Genomic DNA, 19897 nt, shown 5'->3' on the forward strand with positions numbered 1-19897 from the left:
GTGATGGTTAATTATTGTTCAATAAGAACGTAATAATAATTAATTCCCGTAAATGGCCGCTTAGCGGCCATTTTTATTTGTTGTCACATCTGAGGGTTATATTTTATAAGCAAGGGAAATCTGTTAGCGTACATAAATGGTTAAATTTATATTATTGGCTACTTAGTGGTATTTCTGTTTGTATAATAATGTTAATACTCAAAGAAAGTAGTGTTGCAGTTAACCAGTGAAAAGTGCTGAGCCGCTAACATGCTGCGACTTCAAGGAAGAAGGGTTACGACAAACTATGACGTACTTAGATGAGCATACCGGGGGCATAGAATGTCGGTAGAGAAAAGAAATCCGCAACGCGCATTCGCGTTATATTGTGCTTTAATCTGTAGCCTGTTGCCTACATTTACGGCATCAGCCACAGCACCTATCATGCCTGTAGATGCCTCGTCGGCGCGTTCACCCGCATCACAAAGCATGTCGGTGGCACAAAGTCGCTCTCAATTATCGGCCGTATTGCCGAAAACCGTCACGCCACTCTATTCTTCTGAATTGGCGTTGCTCTATGCCGCAAACCATATGCAACCTATGTGGCAAGACAGGGCTGCTGTTCAGAATTTCCAGCAACAATTAGCGGAATTGGCACTCTCCGGTATCCAACCACAATTTATGCAATGGGTGAAATGGCTCAGTGATCCGGCCATTACCGGCTTGGCGCGCGATGTTATTCTGTCCGACGCGATGCTGGGGTATTTACACTTTATCTCAGGTGTCGGTGCGAATGGCAGTGTCTGGTTGTACAGCAATGTGCCGTACAAAATGGCGATGCCACCTGCTACGATTTTAAATCGCTGGCAGCAGGCGGTACATGAGGGTACCACAGCCCCCTATCTGGCCTCCCTGGCACCTCAGCATCCTCAATATGAAAAAATGCATCAGGCGCTGAAAGAGATGTTGGCAGACCGCCGCCCGTGGCCACAAATGGCCAATGGCCCGAGTTTACGCCCAGGTCAGCTAAGCGACGATATACCTGCTTTACGGGAGATCCTCGACAGAACCGGCATGTTGCATCCGGTTGTGTCAGCACCGGTACAAACTCCAGAAGTTATTCCGATTGATAATCCGGCGGTGGCGGTGGTGAATGATGATCTCTCCGTCGATGAAGAGAAAAACCGCGCCCAGGCCCACAGTTTGGTAGTTAGCCCATCAGCGGCACCTGTTGCAGATACGCCGGTGACTCGTGGCGTGGTTGCTCCATCTTCTGCCCCTGAGACGGCTACAGTGACCGACAATGTCTATACGCCAGAGCTAATGGAGGCAGTCAAACGTTTTCAACGTTGGCATGGTCTGAGTGATGATGGCGTTATCGGTGCCCGGACGCGTGAGTGGTTGAATGTTTCTCCGCAGACAAGGGCGACATTGTTGGCATTGAATATTCAGCGTTTGCGCATTTTGCCTGGGCGGGTGGATAACGGCATCATGGTTAACATTCCAAACTATTCGCTGAATTATTATAAAAATGGCACGCAGGTGCTTTCATCTCGTGTGATTGTGGGTCGTCCAAGCCGTAAAACACCTTTAATGAGTAGTGCGCTGAATAATGTGGTGGTTAACCCGCCGTGGAACGTACCGACCTCTCTGGTGCGCCAGGATATTGTGCCGAAAGCACGTTACGATTCCAGCTATTTCCAGCGCCACGGCTATACCGTATTGTCTGGTTGGAGTAATGATGCCGAAGTTGTCGACCCTTCGATGATTGACTGGAGCATGATTTCACCGAATAATTTCCCGTACCGCTTACGCCAGGCACCAGGTGCCAGCAACTCATTGGGGCGATTCAAGTTCAATATGCCAAGTTCGGATGCAATCTATCTGCATGACACGCCGAACCATGGCCTGTTCCAGAAAGATATTCGCGCGTTGAGCTCTGGTTGTGTTCGGGTGAATAAAGCCTCTGATTTAGCCAATATGCTATTGCAGGATGCTGGCTGGAATGATGCTCGGGTATCTTCTACCTTGAAACAAGGCGATACTACTTATGTCAACATCCGCCAACGCGTTCCGGTGCAGCTCTATTACCTGACGGCATGGGTGGCTGATGACGGTAAACCGCAGTTTAGAACAGATATTTACAATTATGATATGACGGTGAGATCAGGTTCACAAATCTCCCATCAAGCCGAACTTTTGCTGCAATAAATGCAGTAAAACTCAATAACTAATGGTCTCAATATCGGGTTGTCTTGTGGGTGCTCCTCAGCGGGCACCCTATAAACCTGGACTCAACGCACAGTGAATGCGTGCCGAATGCGGGTTGACTGGTTTTCCGTAGGCGGTTATGGTTCGGGACGGCACATATATACCCAAAGCAATTGGGTTGCAGCCAAGACAGTTGCGGCTTCAAGTAATAAGGGGCAGTGCTTACTTTTGACATTCTTGCCAGGTATTAACAGAGATCATGGATAAAATTGATAATTATCGCCGTAAATGGCTAGCGTTAGGCGGAGTAGCTCTCGGGATGTCGCTGCTCCCAGGGCAAGCATTCGCTACCCTTTCTACTCCTCGGCCACGCATCTTGACCCTGAATAACCTGAATACAGGTGAGTCCATAAAAGCCGAGTTTTTTGACGGTAGAAGCTATAACAAAGATGAACTTTCCCGCTTGAATCATTTATTCCGCGATTATCGGGCCAATAAAGTCAAAACTATTGATCCTCGCCTCTTCGATCAGCTATACCGCCTGCAAGGTCTTCTCGGTACTACTAAACCGGTGCAGCTGATTTCAGGTTACCGCTCGCTTGATACTAATAATGAACTGCGTGAACGGAGCCGCGGTGTGGCCAAACACAGTTTCCACACCCAAGGGCGGGCGATGGATTTCCATATTGAAGGGCTTCAATTGAGTAATATCCGCAAAGCAGCATTAAAAATGCGCGCTGGTGGTGTAGGATATTATCCTCGCAGTAACTTTGTGCATATTGATACTGGGCCAACACGATCCTGGTAACACGCATTTTATGCCAGTGCTTTGAATCTATACCCAAGGCACTGGGGTTGGAGTTCTATGAAATATCAAATTATTCCGGTGACGGCCTTTAGCCAAAATTGCACACTTATCTGGTGTGAAGAAACAGGGCAGGCCGCCCTTGTTGACCCTGGTGGTGACGCCGCCAAGATCATTGCAGAAGTTGCTCGTCACGATATCAAAATTAGCCAGATTTTATTGACTCACGGTCATTTGGATCATGTGGGTGCTGCCGCTGAATTAGCTGCGCATTTTCAGGTGCCCATTTATGGTCCAGAAAAAGAAGATACCTTCTGGCTAGAGGGACTGCCCGCTCAAAGCAGAATGTTCGGGTTGAGCGAATGTGAAGCCTTTATGCCAACTCGTTGGCTGGAAGAGGGTGATAAAATCACTGTGGGCGCAATCGAGCTCTCAGTTTTGCATTGCCCAGGACATACGCCGGGGCATATTGTCTTTATTGATCAAAAAGATCGTTTAGCGTTAGTTGGCGATGTTATTTTTAATGGCGGGGTTGGGCGCAGTGATTTTCCGCGTGGTGATCATCAGCAGCTGATTAATTCCATCCGAACTAAACTGTTACCTTTGGGAGATGATATGACCTTTATTCCAGGTCACGGCCCAATGTCGACGATCGGGCATGAACGGCAGACTAATCCGTTTATACGCGAAGAACCGGCTATTTGGTAACAGCAACTGTTTAGGGTCATAGCTCTTAGCAGAGTAACAGGACGGAATAACAAGAAAGGCGCCATTCGGGGCCTTTTTTATATTATATTTAATGAGCAGTGAGAGCGTTTTGTGAAGTCATAATCAGCTATTTATGTGAACTATGAAGATAATGATGGCGTTCATCACGTAAGCATTACCTTTGTGATATCTATAAGGCGTAGCATGGCTGAAAGATGTAACTGATACTGACTCGGTAGATATTTTCTGCCGTTTGAGTTTGTAGTATTAACGAGCGCCTTTCAATGGAATCCACTATGCCACTTCGTCGTTTCAGACTGAATAAATTCCTGTCCCGGCTTGGCTTTTCTTCTATGGTATTATTGCTATTCCTGTTGTTAGGCGCAGTAGTGATTTATGCACAAACAAAAAGCAATATGCATCAGAATGCCGAAGCCAAGTTATTTCAGGCTAGGTTGCGCTTCGACCAGATATTTAATAATTTGCAGCATGCGGCTATTCAGGTAGAAACGGGGCTTGGAAAACCTTGTTTGCAAGTCGTACAGAATTTGCGCGATCAGGTGGTATTGATTCCGGATGTTCGCTCTGTCTCTTTAGCCAAAGGCAGTAACATTTATTGCTCCTCAATATATGGCCCACTCTCTACCCCTTTTGATCTAGATGTATTTGTTGGTGGGCAATTAGAATTAATGCAAGGCAATGATGTGACACCTGATCGCGCTTTGATGGTTTATCGCCACGCGAGAGGTAATTACAGCATTCTGGTTGCAGTTGATGGCTATTACTTACGTAGCATTCTTAATTTATTAAGTAGCGATATAGCGTTACAACTGAGAGTTGGCGATAAATGGATGGATGCGGCTGGAATAGTGCATTCTGGTAACCCGCCGAACGGAGGGGAACCGCTATATCTATCTTCAGAGAAGTATGCTTATGCATTAAGCACCGCACTGTCTAATCAACAATATTTGGCTTACGCGTGGCAATATGCCCGTGGCAGCTTAATTTTCTTCATATTAATGAGTGTTGGGTCCGCTGCACTTGTTTTCTGGTTATCTGGTAGGGCGGCATCACCTACACAGGTATTAAAACACGCGTTGGGAAATAACGAGTTTATTCCTTATCTGCAACCGATTGTCAGTGGCAAAGAACAATGCTGGATTGGTTGTGAAGTCTTAATGCGCTGGCAACATCCGGGGCAGGGGCTAATTCAACCGAATCAATTCATTCCGATGGCAGAGGACTGTGAGCTTATCGTGCCGATGACTCGCTCTATTATGCAACAAGTCAGTGCTAAATTTGCGCCTTACGTAAATCAATTACCTGAAGGTTTCCACTTCGGCTTTAATATCAGTGCTAATCATTGCCGTGATCTTAGTCTGGTAGATGACTGCCGTAATTTTATTCAGGCTTTCGGCGGCAATAAAATAAATATCACGTTGGAATTAACTGAACGGAAATTAATTGTTGCTGATGCCACTACAGATAAATTATTTGCTGAGCTTCATGCTTTAGGCGTCTTTATTGCCATTGACGACTTTGGCACGGGGCATTCTAGTTTGACTTATTTGCAGAAGTTTAAAGTTGATTTTCTCAAGATTGACCAAAGTTTTGTCGGTATGATTGGTTCAGATGCTTTGTCGAGCCACATCGTGGAAAATGTTATTGATTTGGCGACTCGGTTGGGACTGCAAACTATTGCCGAGGGCGTCGAAAACGAGACTCAAATGCGTTATTTACAAGCCCACAATGTGGATTATCTGCAAGGCTATATGTATGGGCGACCTATGCCGATGAACGAATTTGCCAAGTATTTATTTCATTAACATTTTTGGCCTGATAGATAAAGTAAAGGGTGCCTGGGCACCCTTTATACAGATTAATCACAGTGGCTTATTAGAGTACTGCAACGATAGCTTCACACAATGGAGCCATATTATCTGGCGTCATACCGGCAACGTTAACACGGCCAGAATTGACTGCATAAACCGCGAACTCATTGCGCAGACGTAGCACTTGCTCTTTGGTGAGGCCGCTGAAAGAGAACATGCCATTCTGGTTAATGATAAAGCTGAAATCTTGCTTAGCACCTTTTTCTTGTAAGGTGTTAACAAACAACTGACGCATACGATGAATGCGCTGACGCATATCAGTCAGTTCTTGCTCCCAAATTGCCCGCAGCGCTTTGTCACTCAGTATGGTCGCAACCACTGACGCACCGTGAGCAGGTGGGTTGGAATAGTTAGCACGGATAACGGCTTTAACTTGGCTAAAGGCGATATCAGCTACTTCGCTGTTTGCGGCAACAACGGTACAAGCGCCAACACGTTCATTGTACAGACCGAAGTTTTTGGAGTAAGAACTGCAAACGATCAGTTCTTGATGCTGCGCGGCAAAAATACGCAGGCCTTGAGCATCTTCTTCCAAACCTTTAGCAAAACCTTGATAAGCGAAGTCAAACAGTGGCAACCAACCTTTAGCCGCTGACAGTTTAGCTAATTGGCTCCACTGGGCTTCTGTTGGGTCAATCCCGGTCGGGTTATGGCAGCAGCCATGGAACAACACCACATCACCTGCTTGGGCTTCTGACAGGCTATTTAATAGCCCATCGAAGTCTAGTGCATGGTTAGCGGCATCATAATAGGCATATTCAACCACTTCCAACCCTGCCGCGGCGAAGATGTTTTTATGATTTGGCCAGCTTGGATTACTGACCCAGACACGTTTGGCGTTAGTCTGATGGGCGATAAAATCAGCAGCAATACGCAGGCCGCCCGTACCACCAGGGGTCTGAGCGGTGCGGGCACGTTTATCAGTAATAATCGCGCTATTGGCACCGAACAGCAGTTCCTGAGTACAGCGGGCGAAAGCAGGCAGCCCTTCAATTCCCAGATAGTTTTTGGTGACTTCATTTTCCAGCAAATACTGCTCAGCTTTTTTGACGCTGGTCAGCACCGGCGTTTTCCCAGTTTCGTCTTTGTAGACACCGATCCCCAAGTTAATTTTATTAGGGCGGACATCCGCGCGGAAAATATCGGTCAGGCCTAGAATAGGGTCCGCAGGTGCAGCAGTGATTTTTTCAAACATGTCAGAGGCTTCCATGGCTTAGCGTTAAGCAAACAGAACCATCAGGGTAGCGCCAGTTGCGGCCTTTGCCAACCGTTTGCGATAAAAAGAAATGAATGTTGTGAGGCGAGGGGATTCGAGGTGAAAAATCGGCAAAATAGTGTATTCGGCAGCGCGATATCCCTATTTTAGACAATGATAAAAACAAAAAGACAGAGCCGAAGCCCTGTCTTTTTTAACTTACGTCAGCAGATAAACTGCTTGGTTAAGTTTGACTTAGAACTGGTAAACCAAGCCAACACCAACAACGTTGTCTGTGTTCAAACCGTTTTTAACGGTGAAGGTGTCTTCATCCAGCAAGTTGATTTTGTAATCAACATAGGTAGACATGTTTTTGTTGAAGTAGTAGTAAGAACCAACAGAAACATATTTCAACAGGTCATGGTTGTCGCCAGTTGCGTCATTCAGATCCTTGCCTTTAGACTGAACGTAGCCTAAAGATGGACGCAGACCGAAGTCGAATTGGTACTGTGCAGTAATTTCCAGGTCACGAGTTTTGTTCGCGATGGTGTTAGCTACTGTGCCGTATGGAGTCATGTTCTGAGTTTCAGCATACATAACAGCCAAGTATACGTTGTTTGCGTCGTATTTAGCACCAACGTTCCATGCTTGAGCTTGGTTGCCTGGAGCGGTAGAAGCATCTTTCTGCAGAGTAGTACGGTTTGCAGTAGAGTAACCAGCACCGAAGTTCACGCCATAGCCGATGTCATAAGTTGAAGACATGCCGAAGCCGTCGCCATTAGACTCTTTAACATTGCCATTACGTTCGTTTTTGCCTTGATATTGCAGAGCAAAGTTCAGACCATCAACCAGACCGAAGAAGTTGGTGTTACGGTAAGTTGCCAGACCAGTAGAACGGCCAGTCATGTAGTTGTCAGAGTTGGAGATTGAATCACCACCGAACACTGGCAGCATGTCAGTCCATGCGTTGACATCATAGATTACGCCGTAGTTACGGCCATAGTCGAATGAACCGAATTCAGCAAATTTCAGACCAGCAAAGCCCAGACGGGTTGCGTTGCCATCTTGTGCATCAGCACCTTCGGTGTTGTTTGCTTGAACGTTGTATTCCCACTGGCCGTAACCGGTCAGTTGGTCAGTAATTTGGGTTTCGCCTTTGAAGCCAAAACGAACATAAGATTTGTCGCCGTCTTGTTTAGCGTTATCAGAGAACTGGTGACGCGCGTCAACTTTACCGTACAGGTCAAGTTTGTTGCCGTCTTTGTTGTAGATTTCTGCTGCATTAGCTGCGCCAGCTACTAACAGTGCTGGGATTACTACTGCAAGAATATTGCGCTTCATCATTATTATTACCCTCATTGGTGTTATTCGGACACCTGCCACTGCCGCCAATAATTTTTTTGGAACTATTGTTGAGAGTTTGGTGTCGTCTGTGTCTGAACGCAGTGTTCCATTCACGAGGGTTATAATCCAGACCGAAAATGCTACCAATTACCTGAATATGTTTCATTGAGCAACTATGTGTTACTAAATGTAAATATTGGGGAACTTTGTGACTCAGATCGAACTTTAAAAAATGATAAAAGCCAGCAAGGCTGGCTTTTATTTATACAAAATCACAATTTTTTTCTAAATGACAAACTTAGAAACTGGCATTTCTCGGTGTGCGTGGGAACGGAATAACATCCCGAACGTTTTGAACCCCTGTTACGTATGAGATCAAACGCTCAAATCCAAGGCCAAAGCCTGAATGTGGCACTGTGCCATAGCGACGCAGATCACGATACCACCAATAATCTTCTTTATTGAGGCCCATTTCTGCAAGACGCGCATCTAGCACATCTAAACGCTCTTCACGTTGCGAACCACCGATGATTTCGCCAATACCCGGTGCGAGAACATCCATTGCTGCCACGGTTTTACCATCTTCATTCATACGCATATAGAATGCTTTGATATCTTTCGGATAGTTTTTAACCACTACGGGTGCTTTAAAGTGTTTCTCTGCTAAATAGCGCTCATGCTCAGAAGACAAATCTATGCCCCAGGAGACATCATTCTCAAACTTCTGGCCTGATGCCACCAAGATTTCAATAGCATCAGTGTAGTCAACCTGAGCAAAGTCTGAGGTGACAAAGCGTTGCAAGCGATCAACCGCATCTTTATCCACACGTTCGGCAAAGAATTTCATGTCATCTGCACGTTCGTTCAACACAGCCTGGAAGACGTATTTCAACATTTTTTCAGCTAAACCAGCAACATCATCTAATGATGCAAAGGCGACTTCTGGCTCAACCATCCAGAACTCAGCCAAATGGCGGCTGGTGTTAGAGTTTTCGGCTCGGAAAGTCGGGCCGAAAGTGTAAACTTTGGATAACGCGCTAGCGTAGGTTTCGCCGTTTAGCTGGCCGGATACCGTCAGGAAGGCTTCTTTACCGAAGAAATCTTCACTGAAATCGACAGCACCGGTATCAGTACGCGGCAGGTTTTCCAGATCCAAGGTCGATACGCGGAACATTTCACCCGCGCCTTCAGTATCAGATGCCGTGATTAGCGGTGTTGACACCCAAAAATAACCGTTTTCATCGAAGAAACGGTGAATAGCTTGAGCCAAAGTATGACGAACACGAGCCACTGCACCGATCAGGTTAGTGCGCGGGCGCAAGTGGGCGACTTCGCGCAAGTATTCGATACTGTGACGTTTTGCAGCCATTGGATAAGTATCGGGATCATCAACCCAACCGACCACTTTGATAGCGGTTGCCTGAATTTCAAAACTCTGCCCTTCACCCGGTGATGCCACTACGGTGCCAGTCACTTCTACTGAACAGCCGGTAGTTAAATGCAGTACTTCGTCCTGATAATTAGGCAAAGTATTATTTACGACGGCCTGTAACGGGTCAAAGCAGGAACCGTCATAAACGGCAACGAAGGAGATACCCGCTTTAGAATCTCTCCGGGTACGCACCCAACCGCGCACGGTGACTTCACTGTCAACCGCAGCACGGCCTTGCAGTACGTCGACTACAGGCACTACGCTCATAGATTTCTCTCTTTATAGTTTTGGATAATTTTGATATCGAAATAGTTAACAACCCAAAGAAATGGGGATGTTGCTATGTTACTTGTGACGGTGCAGGACACAAGTAGAAATCATCAGTTCAGTGCAACATTGTCATAAAAAGATACGACACAAACAGAGAAATGATTGAATAGTAGAATATAGAAGAGTAAAGCGAGGGAAAAAGGTCACATTCGTGGCGAGCCGGGCAAACAACTGCTGCCCGGCAATGACGTATTAGCTGGCTTTCTTAACCAGCGGTAGAGCGAATGCTTCACGTAATTCATCAACAAAAGCGGGATCATGACAAATGGTTTTACCTGGACTATCAGAAAGCTTAGCCACCGGTTTGTCATTACACTCAACCAGTTTAATCACGATATTCAGCGGTTTGACACTTGGAATATCACAGGTTAAACGCGTCCCAAGACCAAATACTAACTTAACCCGTTGGTAGAAGTGGCGGTATAGCGACAGCGCTCTTTCCAGATCCAGATTATCTGAGAACACTAGTGTCTTACTCATTGGGTCAATACCCAGCTTTTCATAATGAGCGATAGCCTTTTCACCCCATTCAACTGGATCACCTGAGTCATGGCGTAATCCCTGATAGCGATCCGCGAATGTTTTATCAAAATCGCGTAGGAATGCATCCATAGTAATACAGTCCGTCAACGCGACTCCGAGTTGGTTTGGATATTCATCTAACCAGACCTGTAAGGCGACGCGTTGGCTGTTGGCCAGTACTGGGCTAATTTGCTGGTGTGCCTGGAACCATTCATGAGCTTGAGTTCCCACGGGATCTAAAGACAACTTCCGTGCTAAATCATAATTACTGGTGCCCACCAGGTAGGGGAATTCATCTTTTAAGTGACTGACAATGGCATGTTGTATTTCGCGCGAGAAACGGCGACGCGTACCAAAATCCATTAACTTGAAGTGAGTTATATCAATATCAGCACTGAGCGCTTTAAATTGCTGAAGCTTGCTACGTAGCTGTGAAACCGCTTGATCAGCAGTGACATGTACAGAACGGCGGCGATGGACGATTTCACTAATTACCGCTAATAGTGGCACTTCCCACAGAATTGTTTCGCACCATAATCCAGTAATACGAATATCTAATTCACCGCTATTATCAGATACAGTGACTTGATCGGGATTAAAACGGAAGGCTCGTAGCCAATTAAGATAGTCATTTTTAAAGAAGGGCAAACCGGAGAGGTACTGATACTCATCATCGGTCAATGCCAATTGGCTCATCAACGTTATCTGGTGGCGGATTTCGTCGGCATACTCGCCCAGCAGCTCATCACCACGGCAGCGGAACTCAGCGGCAACGGTAATATGGCGATAACGATGAAACACTGCTTGTTGCATATGAAGTTTATATGCATCGGTATCAAGCAATGAAGTCAAAATCGGTGAGGCGTCTTGGGTCATGGCGCTATACAGCATCCTCGTAGGAGCATTTTCCACAGTCGGCATAATCTAAAGTCGCAGAAGTATACCGGTATTATCCTGTTATAGAAGCCTCATCACACCATAAATCCTAATCCTAGGTCTAGGATTAAACGTGCCATCAGCGAGAGAGAAGCTGTTTTGCTAAACGATCAATCCAATTAAGGTCAGTTTTTTAGCTATTTAGATAATAAGGAGAAAATTGTATTAAAATATATAGGGTTATTAATCTGAATAGAATATAGACAATAGCCATGAGTATATTTGAAATAACATGAAACATGCGTCAAGCTTTCTCCTCTTGATAACGTCAACTCTCCGTTTGGTTTTGAGCTAAATGTAATTAAAGTAATGGGCCTGCGAGGCAGCTCGAAAAAAGAATATTCAATGCACTATTTGCTATATTAACACTGCCTCTTACCTAGGTTTTTTTGAGCATTGTGATACATTGAAAAAACTCTCTGAGTCTAAGACGAAGTCGCTGGCAGCCGTACTTTAAAGATAAGGTTTTGAAGCTCAACTTTTAAGCCAAAACGACCATAAATATAGACTTGATAATCATATTCACTGATGACGTCAAAAGGGTTTCCATGACACAACAGCCACAAGTTAAATACCGTCACGATTATAAATCGCCGGATTACACTATCACCGATATCAATCTGGATTTCGCACTTGATGCGCAAAAAACAACAGTAACGGCGATCAGTCTGATAAAACGTCAAACAGCAGACGTGACACCGTTGATTTTAGATGGTGAGGATTTAACGCTCGTTAGTCTCAGCGTTGATGGGCAACCATGGCCGCATTACCAGTTACAGGATAACTCGCTGGTTATTGAGCAATTGCCCGCTCATTTTACACTGACAATCGTCAATGATATTCATCCTGCAACTAACAGCGCGCTTGAGGGGTTATATCTTTCCGGTGAGGCTCTTTGTACCCAATGTGAAGCTGAAGGTTTCCGCCATATTACCTATTATCTAGACCGCCCTGATGTGTTGGCACGTTTTACCACCCGCATTGTTGCTGATAAAGCACTTTATCCTTATTTACTCTCCAACGGTAACCGTGTGGGGCAGGGCGTTCTGGATGATGGTCGCCATTGGGTGAAATGGGAAGATCCGTTCCCAAAACCTTGTTACCTGTTTGCTTTGGTCGCCGGTGATTTCGATGTGTTGCGTGATAAGTTCATTACCCGCTCGGGGCGTGAAGTTGCGCTGGAGTTGTTTGTTGATCGCGGTAATCTCGATCGTGCTGACTGGGCGATGACTTCATTGAAGAACTCCATGAAGTGGGATGAAACCCGTTTTGGCCTGGAGTATGACCTCGACATTTATATGATTGTGGCGGTTGATTTCTTCAATATGGGGGCCATGGAAAATAAAGGATTAAATGTTTTCAACTCAAAATATGTTCTGGCTAAAGCAGAAACGGCGACAGATAAAGATTATCTGAACATTGAAGCGGTTATTGGTCATGAATACTTCCATAACTGGACGGGTAACCGAGTCACCTGCCGTGATTGGTTCCAATTAAGTCTGAAAGAAGGTTTAACAGTATTCAGAGATCAGGAATTCAGCTCTGATTTAGGTTCGCGGTCAGTTAATCGTATTGAAAACGTGCGAGTTATGCGTGCAGCGCAGTTTGCCGAGGATGCCAGCCCGATGGCTCATGCCATACGCCCAGATAAAGTCATCGAGATGAACAACTTCTATACCTTAACTGTGTATGAGAAAGGGTCAGAAGTTATCCGCATGATGCATACTTTGCTGGGTGAACAGCAATTCCAGGCTGGCATGCAACTCTATTTTGAACGCCATGATGGCAGTGCGGCGACTTGCGATGATTTTGTGCAGGCAATGGAAGATGCATCTAATGTCGATCTGTCTTTATTCCGCCGCTGGTATAGCCAATCCGGTACACCAATACTGACGGTACGTGATGATTATGATGCTGAAAAACAGCAATATCATCTGCACGTTAGCCAGAAAACGTTACCAACCGCGGATCAACCAGAAAAACTGCCTTTGCATATCCCATTGGATATTGAGCTATATGATAGTAAAGGTAATGTGATTACATTGCAGCGAAATGGTTTACCCGTTCACCATGTTCTGAATGTGACAGAGGCCGAACAGACCTTTACCTTTGATAATGTAGAGCACACTCCGATTCCGTCTCTGCTGCGTGAATTCTCTGCACCGGTTAAATTGGACTATACCTACAGCGATCAGCAACTCACGTTCCTCATGCAACATGCGCGCAATGAATTCTCTCGTTGGGATGCGGCGCAAAGTTTGCTGGCAACCTATATCAAGCTCAATGTTGCTAAATATCAACAAAAACAGCCGCTGACTCTGCCTAATCACGTCGCTGATGCTTTCCGCGCGATATTGCTTGATGAAAAACTTGATCCCGCGTTAGCGGCACAGATTCTGACATTGCCATCTGAAAATGAAATTGCGGAACTGTTTGCCACCATTGATCCGCAAGCTATCAGTGCGGTACATGAGGCTATTACCCGCTGTCTGGCAAATGAATTATCGGACGAGTTGTTGGCTGTCTACGTGGCGAATATAACTCCTGAATATCGTATTGAACACAGTGATATTGCTAAGCGAGCATTACGAAATACTTGCCTGAATTATTTGTCATTTGGCGAGGCAGAGTTTGCCAATAAGCTTGTTTCCTCTCAATATCATCAAGCTGATAACATGACGGACTCACTGGCAGCATTAGCCGCCGCAGTTGCTGCTCAGTTGCCTTGCCGTGATGAATTACTGGCGGCATTTGATGTGCGCTGGAGTCATGATGGTTTGGTGATGGATAAATGGTTTGCACTGCAAGCAACCAGCCCTGCGGCAGATGTTTTGACACAGGTGCGAGCTTTACTTAAGCATCCTGCATTTAGTCTGAGTAATCCCAACCGTACCCGTTCATTAATTGGTAGCTTTGCCTCCGGTAATCCGGCCGCATTCCACGCCACTGACGGTAGCGGTTATCAATTCCTGGTGGAGATACTCAGCGATTTGAATACCCGTAACCCGCAGGTCGCCGCTCGTTTGATTGAACCATTGATTCGTTTGAAACGCTATGACTCAGGTCGTCAAACGCTGATGCGTCAGGCTTTGGAACAATTGAAAACATTGGATAACTTATCCGGTGATTTATACGAAAAGATAACCAAAGCATTGGCAGCATAAATAGGTTATTAACTATGTAAACAGAGGGCAGCGATGCTCTCTGTTTTTTACCCCTACAAATACTTTCAGTCTTTGCATGGCTTTACGTCGCAAACGTTTACTTTCCTGAGAGATGAATTTACCATTCCCGCATCAACGGCTAGTCACCGCTCGCTCAGGAGATCACATGTATTATCCACTCGTCAAAAAAGCACTATTTCAGCTTGATCCAGAACGTGCTCATGAATTCACTTTTCGTCAGTTAAAACGTCTTACCGGCACACCGCTTCAGTTTTTAGTTAGCCAATCAGTGCCAACTAAACCAGTAAGCTGTATGGGTCTGTCATTCAAGAATCCATTAGGTTTGGCAGCGGGCTTGGATAAAGACGGCGAGTGTATTGATGCCCTTGGCGCGATGGGATTTGGTTTTATTGAAGTCGGGACGGTAACACCAAAGCCACAGTCAGGAAATGATAAACCAAGATTGTTTAGGATCGTCGAGGCAGAGGGCTTGATCAATCGTATGGGATTTAATAATCATGGGGTTGATAACTTAATTGAAAACGTCAAGAAATCACATTTTGGCGGTATTTTAGGTATTAATATTGGCAAGAATAAAGATACGCCGGTAGAACAAGGCAAAGAAGATTACTTGATTTGTATGGATAAAGTTTATCCTTACGCTGGATATATCGCGATTAATATTTCATCGCCCAATACCCCAGGATTACGATCTTTACAGTATGGTGAAGCGCTGGATGATTTATTAGCAGCAATTAAAAATAAACAAACTGAATTACATCAGCGTCACCATAAGTATGTTCCGGTGGCAGTAAAGATCGCCCCGGATCTTACTGAAGAAGAATTGATCCAAATAGCGGATAGTTTAGTTCGCCATAATATAGATGGCGTTATCGCTACTAATACAACTTTAGATCGCTCCCTCATTCAGGGATTAAATTATTGCGAGCAAGCCGGTGGGTTAAGTGGCCGTCCATTGCAATTACGTAGCACTGAAGTGATTCGCCGTTTATCGCAAGAGCTGCAAGGTCGCTTACCTATTATCGGTGTTGGTGGAATTGACTCAGTCACTGCCGCGCGGGAAAAAATGGCTGCGGGTGCTTCATTGATTCAAATTTATTCCGGATTTATCTTCCGTGGGCCAGGTTTGATTAAGAATATCGTTACTCATATCTAATTATTTATCTTCATTATTGGTCGGGGGGTTTATTTATTCCTCCGGCTCGTCTATATTTTACCCCAATGGATTAAATATACATCAAAAGCCTAATCCTTAATAATTGGAGTTGTAGGAAGGCGGCCACTGAGTGAATCCTAATGAGCTTACTCAGGTAAGTGATTCTGGTGAACGAAAGCAGCCATCGAACATGCAGCTTGAAGTATGACGGATATATACGATTTAGTGCAATTTGATGAGTAGGAACTCAATTGTTGAGTCAATAATATTGGTGAGCGTGGCGGGAAGGATAAATATGCGGATTAAACCAGACGATAAATGGCGTTGGTATTTTGATACCGAACATGACCGACTTATGTTGGATTTAGCCAATGGTATGATATTCCGCTCGCGCTTTCCGTCTAAAATGTTAACCCCGGATGCATTTGATGAGTGTGCATTTTGTGTTGACGATGCGGCGCTTTATTTTGAGTTTGAAGATCAATGCCGTCAAATTAAAATGGGGTATGAGCAACGTTCGGAATTGATATTAAATGCGTTGGTTGCTTTTCGTTTTCTTAAACCATTAATGCCTAAAAGCTGGTATTTTGCACAACGACCTAAAACGTGGCTGCCACAGAATGCAGAGCTGGCGACAGTAAAAGTATTGGAGAACGGTGAAGATATTAGTTTGTTAGTGGTTGAGTCCGGTGACACGGCAAGTTTGTGTTTATTAGCACAACCCCAGGTAGTATTAGCAGGGCGTCAGTTAGTATTGGGCGATGCGATAAAGATAATGAATGACCGCTTAACACCATTGGTTATCGAAAAACCTTATGCCGCACCGGCCTTTAATCTTGACCGGGCGGTTTAGTTAATCAGTTGCAGCTTATTTGCCGCTAAGCGTAATATCTCCTTTAGGTATGCAACTGCAACAAAGAATCGTTCCGTCATTTCCAATAGCACTTTGTTTTAACGGTGCGACCTCGCCATTGATTAACGTAATTCTGCAACTGCCACATATTCCTGCCCGGCACGAGTATGGTATGCGGATATTTTGTTGCTCCAGCTGTTCCAATAATACCTGCTGATTATTACCGTTAAAGCGAATGCCATTATATTCAATGGCTACGGATTTGGATTTATCCTCTGGCGCGGCAAGACTTTCAACTATTGCTCCAGCGCCATAAGGGCGCGGTAGCTTAGTTGACAGAACTTCTACTTCATCCCCAACCCGAATAATACCGCTATTCCTGGCCACCATATTCTGACCAAAATCGATATCGCCATTCTCGGCGGTTCGGAATGTCTGTAGTGTTTGTAATGGCTCGCCGGTTGGGTGCTTGCGACCGCGCTCAACACTGACAGTAGTTAATACACAGCGGCTACATGGCTTAACTAAATCAAAGGTAATATCGCCGACTCGGATAACCTGCCAACTGTCTTCAGCGAATGCATTGGCGCCGGTTACCAGTAAATTAGGGCGAAACTGTTCCAGCTTAATACTGCCGGGGCAGCGTTGTTGTAGATCTTTAAATGAAGCTTCGTTAATTAACAGATAAGGGAAACCATCCGCGAACGACAGCGGAATTTCCGGCATGGGTTTCACTCTCCGGGTTAATTCTGGCCCCAGCCAGCGTAATTGCACCTCTCTTTGAAAATAACCACTGAGCCAGTTGTTGATAGCCGCAGGGGCAATTAGCGCGGTAAAATGATTCCCCCAAACTTCTGTCGGTTCGGCATTGGCTAAAAAATCATTAAAGCGGATACTGGCACTTTCGCCGTCAGGGGCAGTGAGATATAAACCGTCTGACATTAAGGCGGGAGTAAACATCACCATCTTCGGATATTGGCGCGCAGTAATAAAAGTGCCATCCGGTTCGGTAATCATAAATACGCGGTCAAAGGCTAATCCACTGCTGCTGACTTGTGCATGAGAAAGCTGCAAGCCGCGCATGGATTTTACCGGATGAACATAAAGTCGGGAGAGGGTAATCACCATTGTCTCCGTGCGAGTATTAAATAAGAGGGAGCAACTTTATGACAAGCTGCTGGGATTAGCTATAATGCGCAACAATTTTCTTTTTGGTGATAGTGCGATATGAACTCTCTGTTTGCCAGCACGGCGCGTGGACTGGAAGAACTGTTAAAAAGCGAACTCGAAGCGTTGGGCGCTCACGACTGTAAAATAGTGCAGGGCGGGGTACATTTTCAGGGCGACGATCGACTCATGTACCAAAGCCTGCTGTGGAGCCGTTTGGCTTCGCGCATTTTGTTACCGCTCAATGATTTTAAAGTTTACAGCGATTTAGATTTGTACCTTGGGGTGCAGGCGATTGATTGGCCATCAATTTTTGGTGTGGATAAAACCTTTGCCGTGCATTTTAGCGGCGTGAATGATGAAATCCGCAATAGCCAATATGGGGCATTAAAAGTTAAAGATGCCATCGTCGATAGTTTTACTCGTAAGCTGGATCAGCGCCCAACTGTAGCTAAACAACAGCCGGATATCCGGGTGAATGTTTTCCTGCAACGAGAGATGGCCAGTGTCGCGCTGGATCTCAGTGGTGAAGGTTTACATCAACGTGGTTATCGTGACCTTACCGGTCAGGCGCCGCTGAAGGAAAATCTGGCTGCGGCGATTATTCATCGTTCTGGCTGGCAGTTGGGCACACCGATGGTCGACCCGATGTGTGGTTCAGGCACATTGCTGATTGAAGCTGCCATGATGGCATCTGACCGCGCACCGGGGCTGCATCGCGAGCATTGGGGCTTTACAGCCTGGAGTGCTTTTAACGAAGAGCTGTGGCGTGAATTAACCACTGAAGCGCAAGTTCGCGCGCGCCGTGGTTTGCAGGAGACGACATCTCGCTTCTTTGGTTCTGATATTGATCGGCGTGTGATTGAGATGGCTCGAGCCAATGCTCGTCGCGCTGGGGTAACAGAACTGATTACCTTTAATGCCAATGATGTTAGCAAATTGGTGAATCCATTACCGGAAGGGCCAGTAGGTACGGTTATCAGTAACCCACCTTATGGTGAGCGGTTGGACAGTGAGCCAGCATTGATTGCGTTGCATAATATGCTCGGCCGCATTATGAAAACATCATTTGGTGGCTGGCGTTTATCTCTGTTCAGTGCCTCGCCAGAACTGTTGAGCTGCCTACAATTGCGTGCAGAGCGCGAATTCAAAGCCAAAAATGGCCCACTGGATTGCGTGCAGAAAAACTATCAATTAGCAGCAAATCCACAAGGTGCGGCGGGTATTCAGGTTGCTGAGGATTATGCTAACCGCCTGCGTAAGAATGTGAAAAAATTGGATAAATGGGCTAAGCAACAGGGCATTGAGTGTTACCGCCTGTATGATGCTGATTTGCCAGATTACAACGTGGCCGTTGACCGTTATGGCAGCAAGGTCGTAGTACAGGAATATGCGCCGCCGAAAACGATTGATGCACAAAAAGCACGTCAGCGTCTGTTTGATGTGATTAATGCGACTTTGGCTGTGTTGAATTTGCCTTCTAATCAATTGGTACTGAAAACTCGCGAACGGCAGAAAGGCAAAAACCAATACGAGAAGTTGGCCCAGAAAGGCGAGTTCTTATTGGTGAGTGAATATAATGCCAAGTTATGGGTTAACCTGACCGATTATCTCGATACCGGCTTGTTCCTGGATCACCGTATTGCCCGTCAGATGCTGGGCAAAATGAGTCAGGGTAAAGACTTCCTTAACCTGTTCGCTTATACCGGTACTGCCAGTGTACATGCTGGGCTGGGGGGCGCACGCAGTACCACTACAGTCGATATGTCGCGCACCTATTTAGAATGGGCGGAGAAAAACCTGCGAGCAAATGGTTTAACGGGCCAGCAGCACCGCTTGATTCAGGCCGATTGTCTCTCCTGGCTGAGTAACACCGATGAGCAATTCGATGTGATCTTCATTGATCCACCGACGTTCTCCAACTCCAAGCGTATGGAGACTACCTTTGATGTTCAGCGCGATCATTTAGTGCTGATGAAAGAACTTAAACGGTTACTGCGCCGTAAGGGAACCATCATGTTCTCAAACAATAAGCGCGGTTTCCAGATGGATTTGGACGGGATAAAGGCGTTGGGGTTGGAAGCGAAAGAGATCACCGCGCAAACACAATCTGAAGACTTTGCCCGCAATCGTCAAATCCACAACTGTTGGCTGGTCACTCACAGCCACGAGGAAAAGTAGA

At 45.7% G+C, this 19897-nt stretch carries 13 protein-coding genes; 8 read left to right on the forward strand and 5 right to left on the reverse strand.

What is annotated here, in order from left to right:
* Window positions 1–321 precede the first annotated feature (321 nt).
* From ldtD to ACF3VQ_RS07915, 4 genes are all read left to right on the forward strand, one after another.
* Window positions 322–2190 (forward strand): L,D-transpeptidase, encoded by a 1869-nt coding sequence (gene ldtD, locus ACF3VQ_RS07900; RefSeq protein ID WP_392434508.1) that lies wholly within the window; start codon window positions 322–324, stop codon window positions 2188–2190.
* A 259-nt stretch (window positions 2191–2449) separates the two neighbouring features.
* A complete protein-coding gene (locus ACF3VQ_RS07905) occupies window positions 2450–2998 on the forward strand; it encodes a YcbK family protein (protein ID WP_392434510.1) in 549 nt (182 codons plus the stop codon).
* A 57-nt stretch (window positions 2999–3055) separates the two neighbouring features.
* Window positions 3056–3703 carry an MBL fold metallo-hydrolase gene (locus tag ACF3VQ_RS07910; protein WP_392434513.1) on the forward strand — a complete coding sequence of 216 codons (648 nt, stop codon included), beginning with the start codon at window positions 3056–3058 and terminating at the stop codon, window positions 3701–3703.
* 296 nt (window positions 3704–3999) lie between these two features.
* A complete protein-coding gene (locus tag ACF3VQ_RS07915) occupies window positions 4000–5529 on the forward strand; it encodes an EAL domain-containing protein (protein ID WP_392434514.1) in 1530 nt (509 codons plus the stop codon).
* A 70-nt stretch (window positions 5530–5599) separates the two neighbouring features.
* On the opposite strand, the gene ACF3VQ_RS07920 is transcribed toward ACF3VQ_RS07915, so the two are convergent.
* From ACF3VQ_RS07920 to pncB, 4 genes are all read right to left on the reverse strand, one after another.
* Complete coding sequence (locus ACF3VQ_RS07920) at window positions 5600–6790, reverse strand: amino acid aminotransferase (RefSeq protein WP_392434517.1); 1191 nt, start codon at window positions 6788–6790, stop codon at window positions 5600–5602.
* Between the two features lie 255 nt (window positions 6791–7045).
* A complete protein-coding gene (gene ompF, locus ACF3VQ_RS07925) occupies window positions 7046–8131 on the reverse strand; it encodes a porin OmpF (protein ID WP_392435487.1) in 1086 nt (361 codons plus the stop codon).
* A 301-nt stretch (window positions 8132–8432) separates the two neighbouring features.
* Complete coding sequence (asnS, locus tag ACF3VQ_RS07930; RefSeq protein WP_392434520.1) at window positions 8433–9833, reverse strand: asparagine--tRNA ligase; 1401 nt, start codon at window positions 9831–9833, stop codon at window positions 8433–8435.
* A 255-nt stretch (window positions 9834–10088) separates the two neighbouring features.
* The gene (gene pncB, locus ACF3VQ_RS07935) at window positions 10089–11294 is read right to left on the reverse strand and encodes a nicotinate phosphoribosyltransferase (protein ID WP_392434523.1); all 1206 of its coding nucleotides are present in this window, start codon (window positions 11292–11294) and stop codon (window positions 10089–10091) included.
* Window positions 11295–11902: 608 nt separating this feature from the next.
* Between pncB and pepN the strand changes: the two genes are divergently transcribed.
* The 3 genes from pepN (at window position 11903) to ACF3VQ_RS07950 (ending at window position 16548) form a co-directional block, all read left to right on the forward strand.
* Window positions 11903–14518, forward strand: coding sequence for an aminopeptidase N (pepN, locus tag ACF3VQ_RS07940; protein WP_392434525.1), 2616 nt, complete (start codon window positions 11903–11905; stop codon window positions 14516–14518).
* Window positions 14519–14684: 166 nt separating this feature from the next.
* Window positions 14685–15695: a quinone-dependent dihydroorotate dehydrogenase gene (gene pyrD, locus ACF3VQ_RS07945; RefSeq protein ID WP_005159993.1), complete on the forward strand. Its 1011-nt coding sequence runs from the start codon at window positions 14685–14687 to the stop codon at window positions 15693–15695.
* 295 nt (window positions 15696–15990) lie between these two features.
* A complete protein-coding gene (locus ACF3VQ_RS07950) occupies window positions 15991–16548 on the forward strand; it encodes a cell division protein ZapC (RefSeq protein ID WP_392434528.1) in 558 nt (185 codons plus the stop codon).
* Between the two features lie 15 nt (window positions 16549–16563).
* On the opposite strand, the gene ACF3VQ_RS07955 is transcribed toward ACF3VQ_RS07950, so the two are convergent.
* Window positions 16564–17676: a YcbX family protein gene (locus ACF3VQ_RS07955; protein ID WP_392434530.1), complete on the reverse strand. Its 1113-nt coding sequence runs from the start codon at window positions 17674–17676 to the stop codon at window positions 16564–16566.
* 99 nt (window positions 17677–17775) lie between these two features.
* On the opposite strand from ACF3VQ_RS07955, the gene rlmKL reads away from it, so the two are divergent.
* The gene (rlmKL, locus tag ACF3VQ_RS07960; protein WP_392434532.1) at window positions 17776–19896 is read left to right on the forward strand and encodes a bifunctional 23S rRNA (guanine(2069)-N(7))-methyltransferase RlmK/23S rRNA (guanine(2445)-N(2))-methyltransferase RlmL; all 2121 of its coding nucleotides are present in this window, start codon (window positions 17776–17778) and stop codon (window positions 19894–19896) included.
* Window position 19897 lies beyond the last annotated feature (1 nt).

Origin of the sequence: Yersinia fenwicki (genome assembly GCF_043099325.1) — a bacterium.
GTDB lineage: Bacteria > Pseudomonadota > Gammaproteobacteria > Enterobacterales > Enterobacteriaceae > Yersinia.

Excerpts from the sequence above, each read along its gene's own strand:
- ACF3VQ_RS07905 (WP_392434510.1), top strand. The coding sequence starts at position 2,450 with ATGGATAAAATTGATAATTATCGCCGTAAATGGCTAGCGTTAGGCGGA.
- ACF3VQ_RS07915 (WP_392434514.1), top strand. The coding sequence starts at position 4,000 with ATGCCACTTCGTCGTTTCAGACTGAATAAATTCCTGTCCCGGCTTGGC.
- pepN (WP_392434525.1), top strand. The coding sequence starts at position 11,903 with ATGACACAACAGCCACAAGTTAAATACCGTCACGATTATAAATCGCCG.
- ACF3VQ_RS07955 (WP_392434530.1), bottom strand. The coding sequence starts at position 17,676 with ATGGTGATTACCCTCTCCCGACTTTATGTTCATCCGGTAAAATCCATG.
- pncB (WP_392434523.1), bottom strand. The coding sequence starts at position 11,294 with ATGACCCAAGACGCCTCACCGATTTTGACTTCATTGCTTGATACCGAT.
- ACF3VQ_RS07910 (WP_392434513.1), top strand. The coding sequence starts at position 3,056 with ATGAAATATCAAATTATTCCGGTGACGGCCTTTAGCCAAAATTGCACA.
- ompF (WP_392435487.1), bottom strand. The coding sequence starts at position 8,131 with ATGAAGCGCAATATTCTTGCAGTAGTAATCCCAGCACTGTTAGTAGCT.
- asnS (WP_392434520.1), bottom strand. The coding sequence starts at position 9,833 with ATGAGCGTAGTGCCTGTAGTCGACGTACTGCAAGGCCGTGCTGCGGTT.
- ldtD (WP_392434508.1), top strand. The coding sequence starts at position 322 with ATGTCGGTAGAGAAAAGAAATCCGCAACGCGCATTCGCGTTATATTGT.
- rlmKL (WP_392434532.1), top strand. The coding sequence starts at position 17,776 with ATGAACTCTCTGTTTGCCAGCACGGCGCGTGGACTGGAAGAACTGTTA.
- ACF3VQ_RS07950 (WP_392434528.1), top strand. The coding sequence starts at position 15,991 with ATGCGGATTAAACCAGACGATAAATGGCGTTGGTATTTTGATACCGAA.
- ACF3VQ_RS07920 (WP_392434517.1), bottom strand. The coding sequence starts at position 6,790 with ATGTTTGAAAAAATCACTGCTGCACCTGCGGACCCTATTCTAGGCCTG.
- pyrD (WP_005159993.1), top strand. The coding sequence starts at position 14,685 with ATGTATTATCCACTCGTCAAAAAAGCACTATTTCAGCTTGATCCAGAA.